The organism is Cellulomonas sp. PS-H5 (assembly GCF_019265565.1).
Lineage (GTDB): Bacteria > Actinomycetota > Actinomycetes > Actinomycetales > Cellulomonadaceae > Cellulomonas.
This window is the reverse complement of the sequence record NZ_JAHVCI010000008.1, coordinates 26,674-44,035: the sequence shown is the minus strand read 5'-3', so window position 1 is coordinate 44,035 and position 17,362 is coordinate 26,674. Positions and strand designations below refer to the sequence as shown.

Annotated in this window: 22 protein-coding genes; 18 read left to right on the top strand and 4 right to left on the bottom strand. The window is 75.9% G+C overall.

Going from position 1 to position 17,362, the window contains the following annotated elements:
• Positions 1–78: 78 nt before the first annotated feature.
• The 6 genes from J5O08_RS05360 (at position 79) to J5O08_RS05335 (ending at position 6,382) form a co-directional block, all read left to right on the top strand.
• Positions 79–1,335, top strand: coding sequence for an ABC transporter substrate-binding protein (locus tag J5O08_RS05360; protein WP_218705832.1), 1,257 nt, complete (start codon positions 79–81; stop codon positions 1,333–1,335).
• Between the two features lie 68 nt (positions 1,336–1,403).
• A complete protein-coding gene (locus J5O08_RS05355) occupies positions 1,404–2,372 on the top strand; it encodes a carbohydrate ABC transporter permease (protein WP_218705830.1) in 969 nt (322 codons plus the stop codon).
• The gene (locus J5O08_RS05350) at positions 2,372–3,271 is read left to right on the top strand and encodes a carbohydrate ABC transporter permease (protein WP_218705828.1); all 900 of its coding nucleotides are present in this window, start codon (positions 2,372–2,374) and stop codon (positions 3,269–3,271) included. Before J5O08_RS05355 ends, J5O08_RS05350 begins: the two co-directional genes overlap by 1 nt.
• Complete coding sequence (locus J5O08_RS05345; RefSeq protein WP_308281381.1) at positions 3,268–4,575, top strand: family 1 glycosylhydrolase; 1,308 nt, start codon at positions 3,268–3,270, stop codon at positions 4,573–4,575. The genes J5O08_RS05350 and J5O08_RS05345 overlap by 4 nt, the downstream gene beginning before the upstream one ends.
• Complete coding sequence (locus J5O08_RS05340; protein ID WP_308281380.1) at positions 4,572–5,588, top strand: family 43 glycosylhydrolase; 1,017 nt, start codon at positions 4,572–4,574, stop codon at positions 5,586–5,588. The genes J5O08_RS05345 and J5O08_RS05340 overlap by 4 nt, the downstream gene beginning before the upstream one ends.
• Positions 5,589–5,650: 62 nt before the next feature.
• Complete coding sequence (locus J5O08_RS05335) at positions 5,651–6,382, top strand: NYN domain-containing protein (RefSeq protein WP_218705825.1); 732 nt, start codon at positions 5,651–5,653, stop codon at positions 6,380–6,382.
• 39 nt (positions 6,383–6,421) lie between these two features.
• Here J5O08_RS05335 and J5O08_RS05330 read toward each other — a convergent pair whose 3' ends face one another.
• On the bottom strand, positions 6,422–6,967 hold the full coding sequence (locus J5O08_RS05330) for a hypothetical protein (protein WP_218705823.1): 546 nt from the start codon (positions 6,965–6,967) through the stop codon (positions 6,422–6,424).
• Positions 6,958–7,506, bottom strand: coding sequence for an RNA polymerase sigma factor (locus J5O08_RS05325; RefSeq protein WP_218705821.1), 549 nt, complete (start codon positions 7,504–7,506; stop codon positions 6,958–6,960). Before J5O08_RS05325 ends, J5O08_RS05330 begins: the two co-directional genes overlap by 10 nt.
• A 154-nt stretch (positions 7,507–7,660) precedes the next feature.
• On the opposite strand from J5O08_RS05325, the gene J5O08_RS05320 reads away from it, so the two are divergent.
• Genes J5O08_RS05320 through J5O08_RS05295 form a run of 6 tightly spaced genes read left to right on the top strand, consistent with a single transcriptional unit; the run spans position 7,661 to position 10,204 of the window.
• Entirely contained in the window at positions 7,661–8,146 is a 486-nt protein-coding gene (locus J5O08_RS05320) for an Asp23/Gls24 family envelope stress response protein (protein WP_217614828.1), read from the top strand.
• Positions 8,143–8,511, top strand: a complete 369-nt coding sequence (locus J5O08_RS05315; protein ID WP_218705819.1) for a hypothetical protein — start codon at positions 8,143–8,145, stop codon at positions 8,509–8,511. The genes J5O08_RS05320 and J5O08_RS05315 overlap by 4 nt, the downstream gene beginning before the upstream one ends.
• Positions 8,511–8,693 carry a DUF2273 domain-containing protein gene (locus J5O08_RS05310; RefSeq protein WP_217614830.1) on the top strand — a complete coding sequence of 61 codons (183 nt, stop codon included), beginning with the start codon at positions 8,511–8,513 and terminating at the stop codon, positions 8,691–8,693. Before J5O08_RS05315 ends, J5O08_RS05310 begins: the two co-directional genes overlap by 1 nt.
• Complete coding sequence (locus J5O08_RS05305; RefSeq protein WP_218705817.1) at positions 8,686–9,054, top strand: hypothetical protein; 369 nt, start codon at positions 8,686–8,688, stop codon at positions 9,052–9,054. The genes J5O08_RS05310 and J5O08_RS05305 overlap by 8 nt, the downstream gene beginning before the upstream one ends.
• Positions 9,051–9,617 carry a DUF6286 domain-containing protein gene (locus J5O08_RS21550; RefSeq protein ID WP_218705816.1) on the top strand — a complete coding sequence of 189 codons (567 nt, stop codon included), beginning with the start codon at positions 9,051–9,053 and terminating at the stop codon, positions 9,615–9,617. Before J5O08_RS05305 ends, J5O08_RS21550 begins: the two co-directional genes overlap by 4 nt.
• The gene (locus J5O08_RS05295) at positions 9,614–10,204 is read left to right on the top strand and encodes a hypothetical protein (RefSeq protein WP_218705814.1); all 591 of its coding nucleotides are present in this window, start codon (positions 9,614–9,616) and stop codon (positions 10,202–10,204) included. The genes J5O08_RS21550 and J5O08_RS05295 overlap by 4 nt, the downstream gene beginning before the upstream one ends.
• A gap of 51 nt (positions 10,205–10,255) precedes the next feature.
• On the opposite strand, the gene J5O08_RS05290 is transcribed toward J5O08_RS05295, so the two are convergent.
• Positions 10,256–11,356: a DNA glycosylase AlkZ-like family protein gene (locus J5O08_RS05290; protein WP_218705813.1), complete on the bottom strand. Its 1,101-nt coding sequence runs from the start codon at positions 11,354–11,356 to the stop codon at positions 10,256–10,258.
• A 117-nt stretch (positions 11,357–11,473) separates the two neighbouring features.
• Here J5O08_RS05290 and J5O08_RS05285 point away from each other — a divergent pair, with 117 nt between their 5' ends.
• The 3 genes from J5O08_RS05285 to J5O08_RS05275 are packed head-to-tail and all read left to right on the top strand — an operon-like array spanning position 11,474 to position 14,631.
• Positions 11,474–12,541, top strand: a complete 1,068-nt coding sequence (locus tag J5O08_RS05285; RefSeq protein ID WP_218705812.1) for a DUF418 domain-containing protein — start codon at positions 11,474–11,476, stop codon at positions 12,539–12,541.
• A 40-nt stretch (positions 12,542–12,581) separates the two neighbouring features.
• Positions 12,582–14,063 carry a gluconokinase gene (locus J5O08_RS05280; protein WP_218705811.1) on the top strand — a complete coding sequence of 494 codons (1,482 nt, stop codon included), beginning with the start codon at positions 12,582–12,584 and terminating at the stop codon, positions 14,061–14,063.
• Between the two features lie 4 nt (positions 14,064–14,067).
• Entirely contained in the window at positions 14,068–14,631 is a 564-nt protein-coding gene (locus J5O08_RS05275; RefSeq protein WP_218705810.1) for a putative glycolipid-binding domain-containing protein, read from the top strand.
• Positions 14,632–14,649: 18 nt separating this feature from the next.
• Here J5O08_RS05275 and J5O08_RS05270 read toward each other — a convergent pair whose 3' ends face one another.
• Positions 14,650–15,108, bottom strand: a complete 459-nt coding sequence (locus J5O08_RS05270) for a pyridoxamine 5'-phosphate oxidase family protein (RefSeq protein WP_308281379.1) — start codon at positions 15,106–15,108, stop codon at positions 14,650–14,652.
• Positions 15,109–15,223: 115 nt separating this feature from the next.
• Here J5O08_RS05270 and J5O08_RS05265 point away from each other — a divergent pair, with 115 nt between their 5' ends.
• From J5O08_RS05265 to J5O08_RS05255, 3 genes are read left to right on the top strand one after another with little or no spacing between them, the layout of a single operon-like run.
• Positions 15,224–15,790 carry a pyridoxamine 5'-phosphate oxidase family protein gene (locus tag J5O08_RS05265; protein ID WP_218705809.1) on the top strand — a complete coding sequence of 189 codons (567 nt, stop codon included), beginning with the start codon at positions 15,224–15,226 and terminating at the stop codon, positions 15,788–15,790.
• 50 nt (positions 15,791–15,840) lie between these two features.
• Positions 15,841–16,401, top strand: a complete 561-nt coding sequence (locus tag J5O08_RS05260) for a dienelactone hydrolase family protein (protein ID WP_218705808.1) — start codon at positions 15,841–15,843, stop codon at positions 16,399–16,401.
• A gap of 33 nt (positions 16,402–16,434) precedes the next feature.
• Positions 16,435–17,361, top strand: a complete 927-nt coding sequence (locus tag J5O08_RS05255) for a pseudouridine synthase (protein WP_218705807.1) — start codon at positions 16,435–16,437, stop codon at positions 17,359–17,361.
• The last annotated feature ends 1 nt before the right edge of the window (position 17,362 follow it).

Sequence of the window (17,362 nt, the reverse complement as noted above, 5' to 3'; positions counted from 1 at the left end):
GTCCCGAGCCCGAAGATCGCACTTACAACGTTGTCTTACAACGTTGTAAGCGGGCTCATCCCGAAAGGACACCACGCAATGAAGCGCATCCCCGCCCTCGTCGTCGCGCCGGTCTGCCTGGCGCTCGCCCTCGCCGCGTGCTCCAGCGGCGGATCCTCCGACTCCGACGGCCCCGTCGAGCTGAGCTTCTGGCACGGCTACACCGAGGCCGACGGGGACGTGCTCCAGCAGATCGTCGACGACTTCAACGCCGCTCACGACGGCGAGATCACGATCACCACCCAGGTGAACCCCTGGGACGTCATCGACGACACGTTCCTGCCGGCGCTGTCGGCGGACAACGGCCCCGAGATCGTCGCGATGCCGGCCGAGCGGCTGCCGGTCTACGCCGACCGCGGTGCGTTCGTCGACCTGGACGACTTCTACGCCGACGACGAGGCCACGCCGGACCTCAACGCCGGCGCGCTCGACATGGTGACGGTCGACGGCACCGCCTACGGCGTCCCGACCGGCTTCGTGCCGCTCACGATGTTCTACAACAAGGCCCTGTTCGACGCCGCGGGCGTCGCGGTGCCGACGACGTGGGACGAGTGGGTCTCCGCCGCCCAGGCGCTGACCGTCGACGAGAACGGCGACGGCACCCCCGAGCAGTACGGCCTCGCGCTCGCCGACCACGCCACCGTCGGCAACGGCGTCTGGCCGTCGCTGTTCTACGGCAACGGCGGCGCGATCGTCGAGGACGGGAAGGCCGTCGTCGACTCGCCGGAGAACGCGGAGACGCTCGAGTTCTGGCACGACGCGATCACCGCCGGGAAGATCAGCCCGACGGGCGTCGACGGCGTGACCGGTGACGGCCTGTTCAGCAGCGGCCGCGTCGCGATGTACATCGGCGGCCCCTGGATGGCGACGGTCTCCGAGGAGAACGGCGTCGACTACGGCATCGCGCCGATCCCGGCCGGGCCCGAGGAGCAGGCGGCGTCCGCGATCGGCGTCTCGATGGCGCTGACCCGGCAGGCCGACCAGGCCCAGCAGCAGGCCGCGCAGGAGTTCTTCTCCTACTTCCTGTCCCGCGAGGAGTCCGTCGTGTGGGCGCTCGGCTCGGGCTGGCCCCCGCTGCGCACCGACATCGCCGCCGACGAGGTGGACGAGAACCCGGTCGTCGCCGCGCTGACCGAGCAGGCCGAGCTGGGCCGCCCGCTGCTGCCCGGCGTGGTGAACAGCACGGACGTCCTCACCGCCGTGGACGACCTGACCCAGCGCGCGATGGCCGGTGAGCCGGTCGACGACCTGCTGGCCCAGGCGCAGACCGCGATCCAGGCCGCGCTCGACGACTGACCCGAACCGGACCAGCCGCCCCCGGACCCCTGACCCGGGGGCGGCCCTCCACCCGAGAGGCACCTGACATGACCACCGCCCCCGCGGCCCGGTCCCGCACGCGGGCCTACCGCGCACCAGCCCCGCTCGGCGGGCGCGGCGGCCCCGTCCGGCAGCGCACGCGCACCGGCAGCCGTCGCACCCGCACCGCCCTCGCGTTCCTCGCCCCGGCCCTGATCATCCTGGCCGTGTTCGTCGTCTGGCCGATGGTCTCGGCGCTGCAGATGTCGTTCACCGACGCCAGCGGGTTCGGCCAGGCCGAGTGGGTCGGGCTGGACAACTACACCCGGATCTTCACCGACCCCGACATCCGCGACGCGGTCGTCAACACGGTGGTGTACGCGCTGATCTTCACGCCGACCGCCGTCGTCGTCGCGCTGGCGCTCGCGCTGCTGCTGACGAACGACCGGCTGCCGTTCCGCGGGCTGTTCCGCACCTCGCTGTTCCTGCCGTTCATCATCTCGCTGGCCGTGGCGGCCCTGGCCTGGTCGTACCTGATCGACCCGCAGGTCGGGCTGCTGCACTACTGGCTGCGCGGTCTGGGGATCGACCTGGGCAACGTGCTGCAGGACCCGACGCTCGCGATGCCCGCCGTCGCGCTGGTCGCCGTGTGGAAGAACTTCGGCTTCTACATGGTGATCTTCATGGCCGGGCTCCAGGAGATCCCGGGTTCGCTGTACGAGGCCGCCAAGATGGACGGCGCGGGCGCCTGGTCCCGGTTCCGGCACATCACGCTGCCGATGCTGTCGAACACCACCGCGTTCGTCCTGATCTTCGCCATGATCGCCGCGCTGCAGGCCTTCGACCAGATCTACGTGATGACCGGTGGCGGCCCGTACGGGAACACGCAGACGGTGGTCATGGAGATCTACGAGTCCGGCTTCCGGAAGCTGGAGCTCGGGTTCGCCTCCGCGCTGTCCTACGTGCTCCTGCTCGCCACGCTCGCGCTGAGCATCGTCCAGTTCGTGTTCTTCGGGCGCCGCGAGGAGGAGTCCTGATGTCCGCCGCCACCCTCCGGGCCACCCCCGCGCCGGCACCGGCGCCCGAGCAGCGGCGCGTCGTCGCCGCGGGCCGCCGCCGGGTCCGGCTGTCCACGGTCGCGCTGACCGCCGCGGTCGCGGTGACGACGCTGATCGTGCTGCTGCCGCTGTTCATCGTGCTGTTCACGGCGTTCAAGCCGACGGCCGAGGTCAACGCCTACCCGCCGACGCTGCTGCCCGATGCCTGGACGATCGCGAACTTCGACCGCATCTTCACCGACCTGCCGTTCGCGCGGCTGATCGGGAACAGCTTCCTGTTCGCCGGCGGGGTCACGCTGTTCGCGGTCACGTTCGACGCGCTGGCCGCCTACGCGCTGGCCCGGATCGACTTCCGGGGCCGCCGGACGCTGCTGGTCGCGATCGTCGCGACCCTGATGATCCCGTTCCAGGCGACCCTGATCCCCGTCTACCAGATCGTCAGCGACCTGGGCTGGGTCAACACGTTCGCCGGCCTCATCGCCCCGCGGGCCGCCGACGCGTTCGGGATCTTCTTCCTCCGGCAGTTCTTCGTGGCGCTGCCGCGCGACCTGGACAACGCCGCCCGGATCGACGGCGCGTCCGAGCTCCGGGTGTTCGCCCAGATCGTCCTGCCCAACGCGCGGCCCGCGATCCTCACGCTCGCGATCTTCGTCTTCGTCAACAACTGGAACGACCTGCTCTGGCCGCTGGTCTTCACCACACAACGGGAGATGGGCACCATCACCTCCGGACTCACCCAGCTCACCGGCCCCGGCGGCATCGTGCCGTACGGCGTCATGATGGCCGGCGCGCTCGTCGCCGTCGTCCCGCTGGTCCTCGCCTTCATGCTCGTGCAGCGCAAGTTCATCGAGTCCATCGCCACCACGGGGCTCAAGTGACCGGGGTGGCGGCCGGCGGCCGCTGGTTCGAGGACGGGGCCCTGCACTTCGGGCTCGGCATCGAGGACACGTTCGTGCCGCAGGGCGGCCCGGGGGAGCGGCCGATCGACGAGTACGCGCTCACCGACCACTACGCGCGGTACGCCGAGGACCTCGGCCTCGCCTCGGACGCGGGGGCGACGTTCCTGCGCTGGGGCGTGCCGTGGCACCGCGTCAATCCCGCGCGCGGCACCTGGGACTGGTCCTGGGTGGACCGGGTCGTCGACCGGTTCGGCGAGCTCGGGCTGCGGCCGGTCATCGACCTGCTGCACTACGGCACCCCGCTGTGGCTCGACGGGCAGTTCGCGCACCCCGACTACCCGCGGGTGGTCGCGGAGTACGGCGTCGCGTTCGCGGAGCGGTACGGCGACCGGGTCACCGACTACACGCCGGTGAACGAGCCGATGATCCACGCGCTGTTCTGCGGGGTCTACGGCTACTGGCCGCCGTACCTCACGGGGGACGACGGCCTCACCACGATGGTCCGCGCGCTGGGCGAGGGGTTCGTCCGCACGCAGCGCGGCATCGCGGACGTGCTCGGCGACCGCGCGACGTTCATGCACGTCGACGCGTCCATGCGGTACGCGGGCGACGTGCACGGGGAGCACCGGGCGCAGGCCGAGCGGCTCACCCACCAGGCGCACCTCGTCGAGGACCTGGTGACGGGGCGCGTGGACGACGCGCACCCCCTGGTGGACCTGCTGCGCGCGCACGGGACGTCCGACGCCGCCCTCGCGTGGTTCGCCGACCACGCCGTCCGGCCCGACGTCATGGGCGTCAACTACTACCCGCGCATCTCGACCGAGGTGTTCGAGGAGGGCGTGCACCACGGCGGCGGGTTCGCGGACCCCCGCCCGGCGCAGGACGCCGGGGTGGCCGGGCTGGTCGAGGTGCTGCTCGAGGCCGAGCGCCGGCACGGGGCGCCCGTGATGCTGACCGAGACGGCCGTGACCGCTCCCGTCGCGGACCGGGTGGCGTGGCTGCACGAGTCGGTGGCCGCGATCCGCACGCTCCGCTCGGTGGGGCACCGGGTCGTGGGGTACACCTGGTGGCCGGTGTTCGACATGTACGAGTGGACGTACCGGCACGGCACGGCCGAGCGCGAGGAGTACCTGCTGACGATGGGGCTGTGGGACCTGGTCGAGGACGGCGCCGGCGGGCTGGACCGGCGCCGGACGCCGGTGGCGGACACCTACCGGGCGCTGGCGACGGACGCGCGCGCCAACGGGGTGCCCGCGGAGGTCGAGCGGCGGTGGGCGGCGTGACCGGCGCCGGCGTGGGCGTGAACCCGATCGTGCTGCAGCGGGCGGACCCGTGCGTGCTGCGGCACGGGGGGCAGTACTACTTCACGGGGTCGCACCCGTTGTACGACCGGATCGTGCTGCGGCGTGCGGAGCGCCTGGAGGACTTGCAGGCGGCCGAGGAGGTGACGATCTGGACCCGGCACGCGTCCGGTCCGCAGTCGCACCTGATCTGGGCCCCGGAGATCCACCGGGTCGACGGCGCCTGGTACGTCTACTACGCCGCGGCGCCGGACGACCACGGCACGGTCGACGTGCCCGGCACGGCGGAGACGTTCAACCACCGGGTGTACGTGCTGGAGAACACGGCCGCCGACCCGTTCGAGGGGCAGTGGGTCGAGCGGGGCCAGGTCGACACCGGGTGGGAGTCGTTCGCCCTGGACGCCACGTCCGTGGTGATCGACGGGACGCAGTACCTCATCTGGGCGCAGCAGGCGTTCGACGTGCGCGGCCACTCCAACCTGTACATCGCGCCGATGGCGAACCCGTGGACGCTGGCCGGGCCGGCCGTGGAGCTGTCCCGCCCGGAGTTCGACTGGGAGGTCAAGGGGTTCTGGGTCAACGAGGGCCCCTCGGTCCTGGTCCGCGGCGGCCGGGTGTTCCTGACGTACTCGGGCGCGGCGACCGGCATCGACTACGCGATGGGCGTGCTCACCGCGGACCTGGGCAGCGACCTGCTGGACCCGGCGTCGTGGACCAAGAGCCCCACCCCGGTGTTCGTCTCGGACCCCGCCGCCGGGCAGTACGGGCCGGGCCACAACTCGTTCACCGAGCTCTCGGACGGCACGCCGGTGCTGGTCTACCACGCCCGCACCTACACCGAGATCGTCGGCGACCCGCTGCAGGACCCCAACCGGCACGCCCGCGCCCAGGTCCTGCCGTTCGACGCCGACGGCAACCCCGTCTGGGGCACCCCCGTGCCCGACACCCGCCCCACCCCGACCTCGACCGAGGTCCTCAGCCCCGCGGGCGTCTGACGCCCGCGGGTGAGGGGTGCCGGCGTCTGTGAGTGGTGGGCGGGCGCGCTAGCGTCCGCCGCATGCGGGTGGGCGTGTACGTCGACGGGTTCAACCTGTACTACGGCGCGCGCGGGCTCTGCGGCCGGTCGACCCCGGGCTGGCGGTGGTTGGACCTGCGGGCCCTGGCCGCACACCTCGTCGCGGAGCGGCCCGGGTGGACCGACGCGTCGATCACCCGAGTCGTGTACTGCAGCGCGAGGATCAGCGGGGCGGGCAACCCGGAGGGGCAGCGCGAGCAGGACACGTACCTCCGCGCGCTGGAGCGGTCGGGCTCCGTCGACGAGCTGTCGATGGGCCAGTACGTGGCACGGGTGTCCTACGCGCCACTGGCGACCGCAGGGCCACGGGGGAAGCCGGTTCTCGCGCACCCGCAATGGCCGCTCATGGTGAAGGACGGCGCGGGCGCTGGCGCCCCCGACGCCACGTTCATGGCCTCGGTCGCGCGACGTGAGGAGAAGGGTTCCGACGTGAACGTGGCTTCGCACCTGCTGATCGACCTGCATGAGCGGCGCGTCGACGCCGCCGTCGTGATGAGCAACGACTCCGATCTGGCCTATCCCGTCCAGCACGCGCGGAGGAGGATTCCGGTCGGACTGGTCAACCCCTCCCGCAACTACCTCGCCGGCAAGCTCGCGGGACGCCCGGACGACGGAGTCGGTGGGCACTGGTGGTGCCAGCTCCGGGCCGAGGACCTGACCCGAGCCCAGCTGCCGTCGAAGATCGGGACGCTCACGAAGCCGACGTCCTGGTGACGTCGCCCGAGTCGCAGTGACAGGGCGTGAGTGTCACGGCTACGCTGGCGCCACACCACCCGGCCCCTCTGGGGTCGGGTTTTCTCGTTCCTGGCGTCGGTGGGAACGGATCCCGGTCACGTGCACGTCCGCGATGTGCACGTCGACCGTCACCCGCGCCGGCTCCAGCGGCACGCCGAGCGTCCGCTCGACCTCGGCCAGCACCGCCGCCCGCGCGGCCTCGGCGTCCGGCCCGATCGGGGACCCGTAGGCGACGCTCAGCCGCAGCGCCACGCCGTCGAGCTCGACCTCGGGGCCGACGTCGACCTGGACGTCGAGCACCCGCGCCGGGGTCGCGCCGTCGACCGCCCGCCGCAGCCGGTCGACGAGCACGGGCGTCGCGACGGTGAACTGCCCGTCGGAGTGCCGGCCCGCCACGTGCGGCGCGGGGCGGAGCGTGCGCCGGACCCGTTCGAGCACGGCCTCCCGCGCCCGCACCCAGCCCGCGTCGGTGATCTCCCGGAGCGTGCCGGCGGCGCGCGCGACCACCTCGTCGGGGTGGTCGTGGTCCGCCGGTCGCCCGGAGGGGTCGCGGTCTACCGCCATGGCGCCAACCTCCTCCCCAGCGTGGTCCGCGCCCGGTGCACGGCGCCGCGCACCGCGTCGGCCGTCGTCGCCTGCACTCGCGCGACCTCGGCGTAGGACATGCGCTCCACCTCCACCAGCATCCAGCACGCCCGCTGCATCGGGGGCAGCTCGCGCAGGGCGATCTCGAGGGCGGCGCGCAGGTCCGCGGCCTCGACCACGGCGATCGGGTCCCCCGGGTCCGCGGGGAGCGCCGCCTCCTCGGGCAGCGGGGACGCCGGGTGCCGCGCGTCGGTCCGGACGCGCCGCCGGACGGTGTTGGTGAGGATGCCGAACAGCCAGCTCCGGACGGCCGCCTCCCCCCGGAAGCGGTCCGCCGACAGCCACGCGGAGACCAGCGCCTCCTGGACGCAGTCCTCGGCCGCGCCGTCGTCGTGCAGCATCCGCCGGGCGTACCGGTACATGGCCGCGCCGTGCCGATCGACCAGGGCCGCGAACGCGTCCCGGTCGCCGAGTCGCGCGCGCCGGACCAGCTCGGCGTCGTCCTCACCGGGCCTCACGAGCGTGAACCTAGCGTGTGACCCAGATCACAGCCACCGGAGCGTGAGGACCGGTGGTGCGCGGGCACCCACTCCTGTCAGGACGGTGCGGACGAGCCGCCATCCGGGCCCGCGACCGGCGGGCCGGGCCGCCGCACCCGACGAGGAGGACGACATGACCGGCACCACGCCCACCCAGGCCGGGACCAATGACGCCCAGGAGCTGACGCCCAAGGACCGCACCCGAGCCGTCGCGAGCGCGCTCAGCACCGAGCGCGGGACCACCACGATCGCCGACACGGTGGTCAGCAAGATCGCCGGGATCGCGGCGCGCGACGTCGCCGGCGTGCACGACGTCGGCGGCGGCGCCCAGCGCGCGTTCGGCGCCCTCCGCGAGCGCATCCCGGGCGGCTCGACCAACTACTCGCAGGGCGTCAGCGTCGAGGTCGGGCAGTCCGAGGCGGCCGTCGACGTCGACATCGTGGCGGAGTACGGGGTCGCGATCGCCGACGTGGCGGAGGCGGTGCGCCGCTCGATCGTCACGGGCATCGAGCGGATGACCGGGCTCCGCGTCATCGAGGTGAACGTCAGCGTCAACGACGTCTGGCTGCCGCAGGACGACGAGCAGGACGGCGAGCCCGCGCAGCCGCGGGTCCAGTGACCGGGCACGGGCTGCCGGTGCCGACGGCGGACCCGGTGGCCGCGGCCGCCCGTGCCGTGCGGGCCGCCGCGCTCGCGGTGCCGGGCGTCGTCCGGCTGAGCGCCGGCCCGCTCGGCGAGGTCGGGACGTACCTGGCGGGGGAGCGCGTCGCGGGCGTGCGCCTGGCGCCGGACGGGGTGCACGTGCACGTCGTCGTGGTCGCCGACCTGCCGATCCCGGGGACCGCGGCCGCGGTGCGTGCCGCGGTCGCGGCGGCCGCCGGCGACGGGTCGCCGGTGCACGTGCACGTCGAGGACGTGGACCCCGCGGGGCAGCAGCCCCGCGGGTCGCAGGTCCCGCACCGCGGGACCGGGAAGGACGCGTGATGAGCTCGATGACGACGACCGGCCTGCTGGCCGGCCTGCTGCTCGCGGTGGCGATCACCACGGGCGGGCTGGTGGGCTTCCTGCTCGCCCTGGTGCTCGGCGGCCTCGGCCTGGTGGTCGGGGCGCACGCCGACGGGCGGATCGACCTCGGGGCGGTGCTCGGGGGGCGGCGCCGTGGCTGACGTCCTCGCCCCGTCGGCGTCGTCGGCCCCGGCGTACGCGGTCGGCGGCCGGGTCACGATCGCCGACCGCGTCGTCGCCCGGGTGGCCCGGCGGGCGGCCGAGCGCGCCTCGACGCCGGTCCGCCGCGGCCCCGTGGGCACGGACCTGCCGCACGTGGACGTCGAGGTGGCCGGTCGGCGGGTGCGGGTGGCGGCACGGGTCGCCGGGACCTGGCCCGAGCCGGCCGCCGACGTGGCGTCCCGGGTCGCGGGCGCGGTCCGCGGCGAGCTCGAGGAGCTCGTCGGGGTCCGGGTCGACGACGTGCTCGTCACCGTCGAGGCCGTGGTGGCCGCGGCCGAGGCGCGCCGGAGGGTGTCGTGAGCGCGGCGGCCCACGTGGCGCCGCCGGCCCCGGCGGCGCGCCCGGCCCGGCGCGCGGGCGCGGCCCGGGTGGTCGGGGTGGTGCTGGCGGTGCTGCTGGTCCTCGCGGGTCTGGTGCTGGCGCGGGAGGCGCTGGCCACCGCCTCGCTGCTGGGCCTGCGGCCGTCCCAGGCGTGGCTGCCCGGGGTGCTGCGGGCCGTCGACGGGCGCCCGGTCGACACCACGGTCGCCGTGGCCGGCGCCGTGCTCGCGGTGCTGGGCCTGCTGCTCCTGGTCGCCGCGTGGCGGCGCGGCCCGGCCGACGTGGGGCTGCGCGAGGCGCCGGCCGCCCGGCTGGGCCCGGAGGACGTCGCGCGGCTGTCGTCGGCGACGGCGGAGGACGTCGACGGGGTGCTGCGGGTCTCGTCGACGGCGACGGCGCGGTCCGTGCAGGTCCGGGTCCTCGGGACCGGGGCGCCGGGTCTGGCCGAGGAGGTGCGCTCCGCCGTCGAGGACCGGCTGGCCGGGCTCGACCCGGTGCCGCGCGTCCGCGTCGCCGTGCGGGACAGCGGGGCCGGGCGATGAGCGCGCCCCGCGGCACCGGCCTCGACCGCACGGTGCTCACCGTGCTCGGCCTGCTGCTGCTCGTCGTGGGCGGGCTCGCGCTCGCCGCCGGTGCAGGCTGGACGTCCGGGGTGCGGGTGGGGTCGGTCGGCCTGGACCCGTCGACGGTGGACGTCGGCGGTGCGGTCTCGGCGACGAGCCGGTCCTGGTGGGCCGGTGCGTGCGCGGTCGCCGCGGTCGGGCTGATCGTGCTCGGCGTGCTCTGGCTGCTCCGGCACCTGCCGCCGGGCGGCCTGCCCGATCAGGCGCTGCCCGGGTCCCGCACCGGCGAGCGGCTGCGGGTGGACCCCGGCGCGGTCGCCCGGGGGGCGGAGGACCGGTTGGAGGCGGATCCGCGGGTCCGCGGCGCGCGGCTCGCCGTGCGCCGGGAGCGCGCGGGCCTGGTGCTCGGCGGAGAGGTGAAGGTGGACGCCCGGGTCGACCTGCCGGAGGTGGCGGCGCTGGTCGACCGGGTGCTGCGCGAGGCGGCGGGGGTCCTGGGGTCGCCGCTGGCCGGGCGGGTGCGGCTCCGGGTGAGCCGGCGGCGGGCGCGCGGGCCGGTGGCCTGACCAGCGGTCCGAGGGGCCGGACCCCGGGCGGTCGCGCCGTCGGGCGGTGCCTCAGCCCGTGGTGAGGCGGAGCTCGCCCGGGTGCCCGAGCAGGTGTCCCAGCCGGGTGGCCTCCGCCTCGAGGGCGTCCGCCGGCGGCGCCCCCGCCTCGGGGAACCAGGTCACCTCGACCGCTCCCGGCCGCGCCGCCCAGGTCCCCGCGACCACCCCGCCGTGCAGCACGAGGGCCGCGCCGCGCGTGACCCCGGGTCGCCGGGCCGCCGGCACCACGCGCGTGTCGGCGGTCCCCGGCCCGAGCACCCACTGGTCGTGCCCGGCGAGCAGCGTCACCGCGCCGGTCGGCTCCGTGGCCTCGACCTCGGCGACGTGCTCCCGCAGCAGCAGCGCGGGCTCGCCGTCGACGGGCACCTCGGCGGCCGCGTCGCGGAGCACCTCGTCGGTCCAGCGCTCCACCCGGCGACGGCCGGCGCTCAGCCCGTCCGCGAGCCAGTAGTGCAGGTTCGCCCGGGTCGCCGGCCCGTAGGCCGCCAGGTAGCCGACGACGGCGCGGTGCCCCGCCTCGTCGAGGTCGGGCAGGCCCCGCCACGCGGGGCTGGCAGCGGGCGAGGCGAACGTCGGGCGCCCGTCCTCGGCGGGGCCGAAGCACAGCTCCCCGTGCCAGGCGATCGGCTTGAGCAGCGTCATGCTCGGGTGCAGCAGCGCGGGCCCGAGGTGCGCGAACCGTGGGACGGCGGTCACGGCGGCGGCGAACGCCTCCCGGTCGAGGGGCCCGTCGGCGAGCGCGGTGCGCACCGCGGTGAGCAGCGCCGGCCAGTCGTCGGGCCGCAGGTCGTAGTGCTCCTGCCAGCTGCGCAGCGCCCACTGGCGGCTCGCCGTCCGGACCGCGAGGTGCACCCCCGCGGAGTCGGCCGCCATCAGGTGCGAGGACCCGCGGAACGCGAACGTCCGGATCAGGTCGCCCGAGGCGACCGCGGCCGCGACGGCGTCCTGGGCCGGGTCGGCGAGCCGGCGGCGCACCGCGAGGTCGGGGTCCCCGGACCAGGCGGGGACCGCCCCGAGGCGGCGCACGACGTCGGCGGCGGACGCCGCACCGGAGCCGAGGTGCTGCCGGCCGAGCCGCCACGCCAGCGCCTGCGCCGACGAGATCGTCATGCCCCGCAGCGTAGGACCGGGGGCCGACACCCGGTCGTGCCGCGGTGGGACCTCGCCCGCCCGGGTCGGTCCCGCGGGCTGATCCGCGCCGGCCGCCCGTGGTGGTGACCTGGGGGCATGCCGCACCCGTCCCCGTCGCGCGCCGTCCTCGCGCCCGCCGCGCCCGCCCTGCCCGCCCCGGACCCGCGGCCGTCCCGCTGGCGGTTCCTCGACTCGCTGCGCGGGTTCGCGCTCTTCGGCATCCTGCTGGTCAACGCGGTCGACGTCACCGAGGCGACGACGCACCGCGCAGGCGTCGCCGTCGCCGACCCCGTCCGCGACGCGCTGCACCTCGCGGTGCAGACCCGGTTCGTGCCGATCTTCGAGCTGCTGTTCGGCATGAGCCTGTGGTTCGTGCTGGCGGGGGCCCGGCGGCGCGCGGCACGGGCCTGGGTGGTGCCCGCGCGGCGGATGGTGGCGGTGGCGCTGATCGGCGCAGCGCTCATGGTCGTCTACCCCGGCAACATCCTGGTCGAGTACGGGGTGGTCGGCCTTCTCGTCCTGCCGGTCGTGGCCCTCGTCCCGCGCGCGGTGGTCCTCGGTCTCGGGGTCGCGCTGACAGGCGCGGCCTACGCGCTCGCGGGCGGCGGTCTCGCCGCGACGCCCGGCCTGGTGCTCGCCGGGGCCGGGGCCGCGGCGTACGGGTTGCCGCGGGCGCTCGAGACCCGCACCCGCGGAGTCGCGCTCGTGTGCGCCGCCGCGGCGGTCCTCACGGTGCCCGCGCTGGCGTGGCAGCTGACGCAGCCCGGCGACCCGCGGTTCACCACCGCGGGCGGCGTCGCCGGGCTCGTGGTGGCGGTGCTCTGGACGACCGGCCTCGCGCTGCTCTGGCGCACCCCGGCGCGGCGCGCGATCGCCTGGTTCTTCGAGCCGCTGGGCCGGATGGCGCTCAGCGGGTACGTCGGGGCGGCGGTCGTCCTGGCGGCCGCGGCCCGGGTGGTGGACTTCGGGTCGATGGCGACGGTGACGCCGGTCGTGCTGCTGTGCGTGCCGCTGATCGTGGCCCAGTCCCTGCTGAGCCGGGCATGGCTGCGGCGGTGCGCGTACGGCCCGGTCGAGTGGGTGCTGCGGTGTGCGACCTGGTGGCGTGCGGTGCCGTTGCGGGCCGGCCGCACTCGGCAGGAGCCGCGCCCGGCCCGCGGCTAGGGTCGAGGGGACCCGCGCCGCCGACGACGAGGATCTCCTGATGGCCCGCACCGCTGACGACGTCGCCCTCGAGGACGCGCTCGACCCGCTCGTGGTCGCGATGGACATCGGCTCCACCGCGACCCGGGGCGGCGTGCACGACGCGACCGGCCGCCCGGTGCACGGCCTGCAGCACAAGGTCCCGCACGCATTCACCGTCGCCCCGGACGGCACCTCGGTGATCGACCCGGACCAGGTCGCGGACGAGGTCGGTCAGGTCCTCGACGCGGTGGCCGGGGACCGGCGGCTCGGGACCCGCGTGGCGGGCGTCGCGCTCGACACGTTCGCCGCGTCGCTGATCGGGGTCGACGCCGCGGGTCGCGCGCTGACCCCGTGCCTCACCTACGCCGACTCCCGCAGCGCCGCCGCCGTGGCCGCGCTGCGCGAGGAGCTGGTCGAGCGCGCGGTGCAGCAGCGCACCGGCACCCGCCTGCACACGAGCTACCACGCGCCCCGGCTGCGCTGGCTCGCGACCGCCGACCCGCGGGTCGCCGCCGGGGCGGCCGCGTGGTGGTCGCTCGGCGAGTACGTCTACGCCCGGCTCGTCGGCGAGCCGCTGGCCGGGACGTCGACGGTGGCGTGGACCGGGCTGCTCGACCGACGCACGGGGGCCCTGGACGCCGAGCTGCTGACCGCGGTCGGCGCCGACCCCGGCCGGTTCTCCCCGCCGCGAGACACGACCGACCCCGCGACGCCCACCGCCCCGGCCCGCTGGCCCGCGCTCGCCCGCGCCGCCTGGTTCCCCGTGATCACCGACGGCTACGCCAGCAACGTCGGCTCCGGCGCGACGGACGCGACCGTGATGACCGCGTCGACGGCGACCTCCGGCGCGCTCCGTGTCCTGGTCGACGGGCCGGCGGACCCGCTGCCGTTCGGGCTGTGGAACTACCGCGTCGAGGCGGGGCGGACGCTGCTCGGCGGGGCGATCAACGACGTCGGGCGGGCCGTGAGCTGGGCGCAGGCGACCCTGCGGCTGAGCGAGGACCTCGCGCCGGTGCTCGCCGCCGCGCCCGCGGACGGGACGCCGCTCGTGCTGCCGTACCTCACGGGCGAGCGCGCGCCGGGCTGGGCCGGCGCGGCCCGTGCCGCGTTCACCGGGGTCTCCGCGGCCACGACCCCCGACGTCCTGTACCGCGGGATCGTCGAGGGCGTCGCGCTCACGTACGCCCGGGTCGCCGACGAGCTGCACCCGGCGGCGCCCGACGTGGTCGAGGTCGCCGCCTCCGGGCGGGTCAGCGGCGAGCAGCCGGGGTGGCTGCAGGTCCTCGCGGACGTGCTCGGCCGGCCGGTCACGCACGTGACGCGGAAGCGGGCGACGCAGCGCGGGACGGCGCTGCTCGCGCTGGGCGTCCTCGCGCCGGACGTCGAGCGGGCGCCGCGCGCCACCGGCGCGACGTACGAGCCGCGCGCCGAGCACACCGACCACTACGGCGAGCGCGCGGCGCGGTTCGGTGCGGCGTACGACGCGCTGGTCGGGGGCTGAGCCCGTGCCGGCGGCGTTCGCGGCGCTCCCGACGTCGGCCGCGTGGCGGTTCGTCGACGCGGTCGACGGCTTCGAGGTGGTGCACCCGACGCCGGGGCGGCTGCGCGGGCACACGTCCGCGCTCGAGGACGGCCGGACGTACGCGGTCCGGTACGAGATCGCGCTCGACGACGGCTGGCGGACCCGGGAGGCCCGCGTGTGGTCCGACACCGTCGACGGACCGCGGTCGACGGTGGTCCGGTCGGACGGCCACGGCACCTGGACGGTCGACGACGCCCCGGCGCCTCACCTCGACGGGCTGGTGGACGTCGACCTGGAGGCGTCGGCCTGCACGAACACGCTCCCGGTGCACCGGCTGGACCTGCGCGTCGGCGAGGTGGTCGCGGCGCCGGCCGTCTACGTCCGGGCGCAGGACCTGGCGGTCGTCCGGCTCGAGCAGACCTACTGCCGCCGGCCGGACGGGCGGTTCGACTACACGTCGCAGGGCGGCGCGTTCCGCGCGGTCCTCACCTACGACGACGCGGGGCTCGTCCTCGACTACCCGGGCATCGCGGTCCGGGCCGGCTGAGCGGATGCACGACGGCGGTCAGTACACGAGCCGCCGGACGTCCTCCGGGTGCAGCACCAGCCGGACCTGGTCGTCTCGGAGCACGCCCGCCAGGTCCTCCTGCCGGGCCGGGTCGTCCAGGTCCCAGTACCGGTGCGCCAGTCGCTCGGCGAGCTCGTGGGCGCCGTCCTCCTCGATCGTGACCCGGCCCGCGATCGCCACCCAGTGCTCGCGCTCGGCCACCGGCGCGGCCACGACGAGGGAGGCGCGCGGGTCGCGGCGCAGGCGGCGCACCTTGAGCGCGTCCGCCTCGCTGAACAGCTGGACGGTGCCCTCGTCGGTGACCTCGAACCACACGGGCCGCGGCTGCGGCGGCGTGGGTCCGGCGGCGACGGTCAGGAACCCGTGCAGCGGGCGGCGCAGCAGGTCGAGGTCCTCGGGGGTCAGGGTGGCGTCGGTGCTCATCACGGCCTCTTCCGGGTCGGTGGCGTCATCCACGGCCATCCCACCGGGACCGTCCCGGCGGCGCAACCGGCGCGACCGGCGCGACCTGCGCGACCTGCGCGCAGGCACGGCGCGCGCGATGCTGGCACCCCCGACCCCGAGGAGCGCCGTGGACACCGCCGCCGACCTGCCGCCCGTGCTGCATCCGGTCTGGGACGCCCTCGCCGCGGCGACGAGCCGCCGGACGGCGTTCACGCTTGCCGGCCTGGCCACCGTGTCCGGGGACGGCACCCCGCAGGTCCGCTCCGTCATCCTCCGCGACTGGGACCGGGCGCGGGGCGTGCTCGCGTTCGCGACGGACGAGCGGTCCACGAAGGTGCGCGAGCTCCGGGCCGAGCCGCGTGTCGCGATCGTGCTGTGGGACGACGAGGCCCAGGTGCAGGTGCGCCTCGCGGGAAGGGCGACCGTCGCGGCCGACCTCGCGGAGCGGCGGCGCCGGTGGGAGGGCCTGGGGCCGGGCACGCGCCGCGGCTACGCGACGACGACGGCCCCGGGCGCGGCCGTCGACGGCCGCGTCGCGCAGGACGACGACGAGGCGGCCTGGTTCGCCCGGTTCGCCTGGGTCGAGGTCGTCGTGGACCGGGTCGATCGCCTCGACCTGTCGGCCGACCCGCACGACCGGATGGTGGCCGAGCGCGGGGCCGGCGGCTGGCGCGCCCGGCGCGTCGCCCCGTGACGCGCCGGGGACCCCTGTCGGCCGGGCCGGCGCCCGCGTAGCCTCGCCGCATGGCCGACGTCGTCCTCTTCCACCACTCCGGCGGCCTGACGGCCGGCGTCCGCGCGTTCGCGGACCTCCTGCGCGAGCGTGGGCACACGGTGCACACGCCCGACCTGTTCGAGGGGCGGACGTACTCCGACGTGGCGGACGGCGTCGCGTTCGTGGAGTCCGTCGGCGAGGACGTGTTCGCCCGCCGCGCCGCCGAGGCCGTCGCCGGGCTGCCCGCCGAGGTCGTCTACGGCGGGATGTCGTTCGGCGCCGCCCGTGCGGGCGAGCAGGCGCTCGCCCGGCCCGGCACGCGCGGCGCGTTCTTCCTGTACGGCGCCGTGGCTCCGTCCTGGTGGGACGCGACCTGGCCCGACGAGGTCCCGGCGCAGGCGCACGTCGCGGAGGGCGACCCGTGGCGCGAGCCCGAGGCGGAGGACGAGCTGGTCGGGTTCGGCGGCGAGCTGTTCGTGTACCCGTGCGCGGGCCACCTGTTCGCCGAGGTCGGGCACCCGGACCACGACCCGGCCTGCGCGGAGCTCGCGACGGAGCGGGTGCTGACGTTCCTGGACGGCCTGGACTGAGGTCGCCGCGGGCCGGGCTCGTACCATCGCCCGGTGCCCCCTCGCTCCCCGCTGCCGCCGCGCCACGGCCTGGCCGCCGCGTGGCTGCGCACCCCGGACCGGGACCGTGCGCGCCCCGTGCACTGGGCCACGATGGGCGCCTGGCTCCGCGACCGGCTCCCCGAGCAGGTCGACGTCGCGGCGATGCTCGCGGACGGCCGGTTCGTCGCCGAGGACGGCAGCCCGGTGCGGCCGGACGACCCGTACGGGCCGCACCGGTTCGTCTGGTTCCACCGCGACCTCCGCGACGAGCCCGAGGTGCCCGGCGCGATCCACGTCGTGCACCGGGACGAGCGGCTGGTGGTCGTCGACAAGCCGCCGTTCCTGTCCTCGATCCCGCGGGGCCGGCACGTGCTGCAGAGCGTGGTCGTCCGGCTGCGCGCCGAGCTCGGGCTGCCGGAGCTGTCGCCCCTGCACCGGCTGGACCGGGTGACCTCGGGGCTGCTGATGCTCGCGACCGAGCAGCGGTGGCGCGGCGCGTACCAGACGGTGTTCGAGCGCCGGGAGGTGCGCAAGACCTACCGGGCCCTCGCGCCGGTGCGGGCCGACCTGGACCTGCCCGTCGACGTGCGGAACCACATCCGCAAGGAGCGCGGGGTGTGGCAGGCGGAGGTGGTGCCGGGCGCGCCGGTGAACGCGGAGACCCGCGTCGAGCTGGAGTCGGCGCGCCCCGACGGGCTCGGGGTCTACCGGCTGAGCCCGCGCACCGGGCAGACGCACCAGCTGCGGCTGCACCTGCTGGGGCTCGGCATCCCGATCGTCGGGGACCCGCTGTACCCGGTGGTGCGGGACGTCCCGGTCGACGACTTCTCCACGCCGCTGCAGCTGCTCGCGGCGGAGATCGGGTTCGCCGACCCGGTCGACGGGGCGGAGCGGCGCTTCGCGAGCGTGCGCCGTCTCCCGCTGGTGGCGGAGGCCTGAC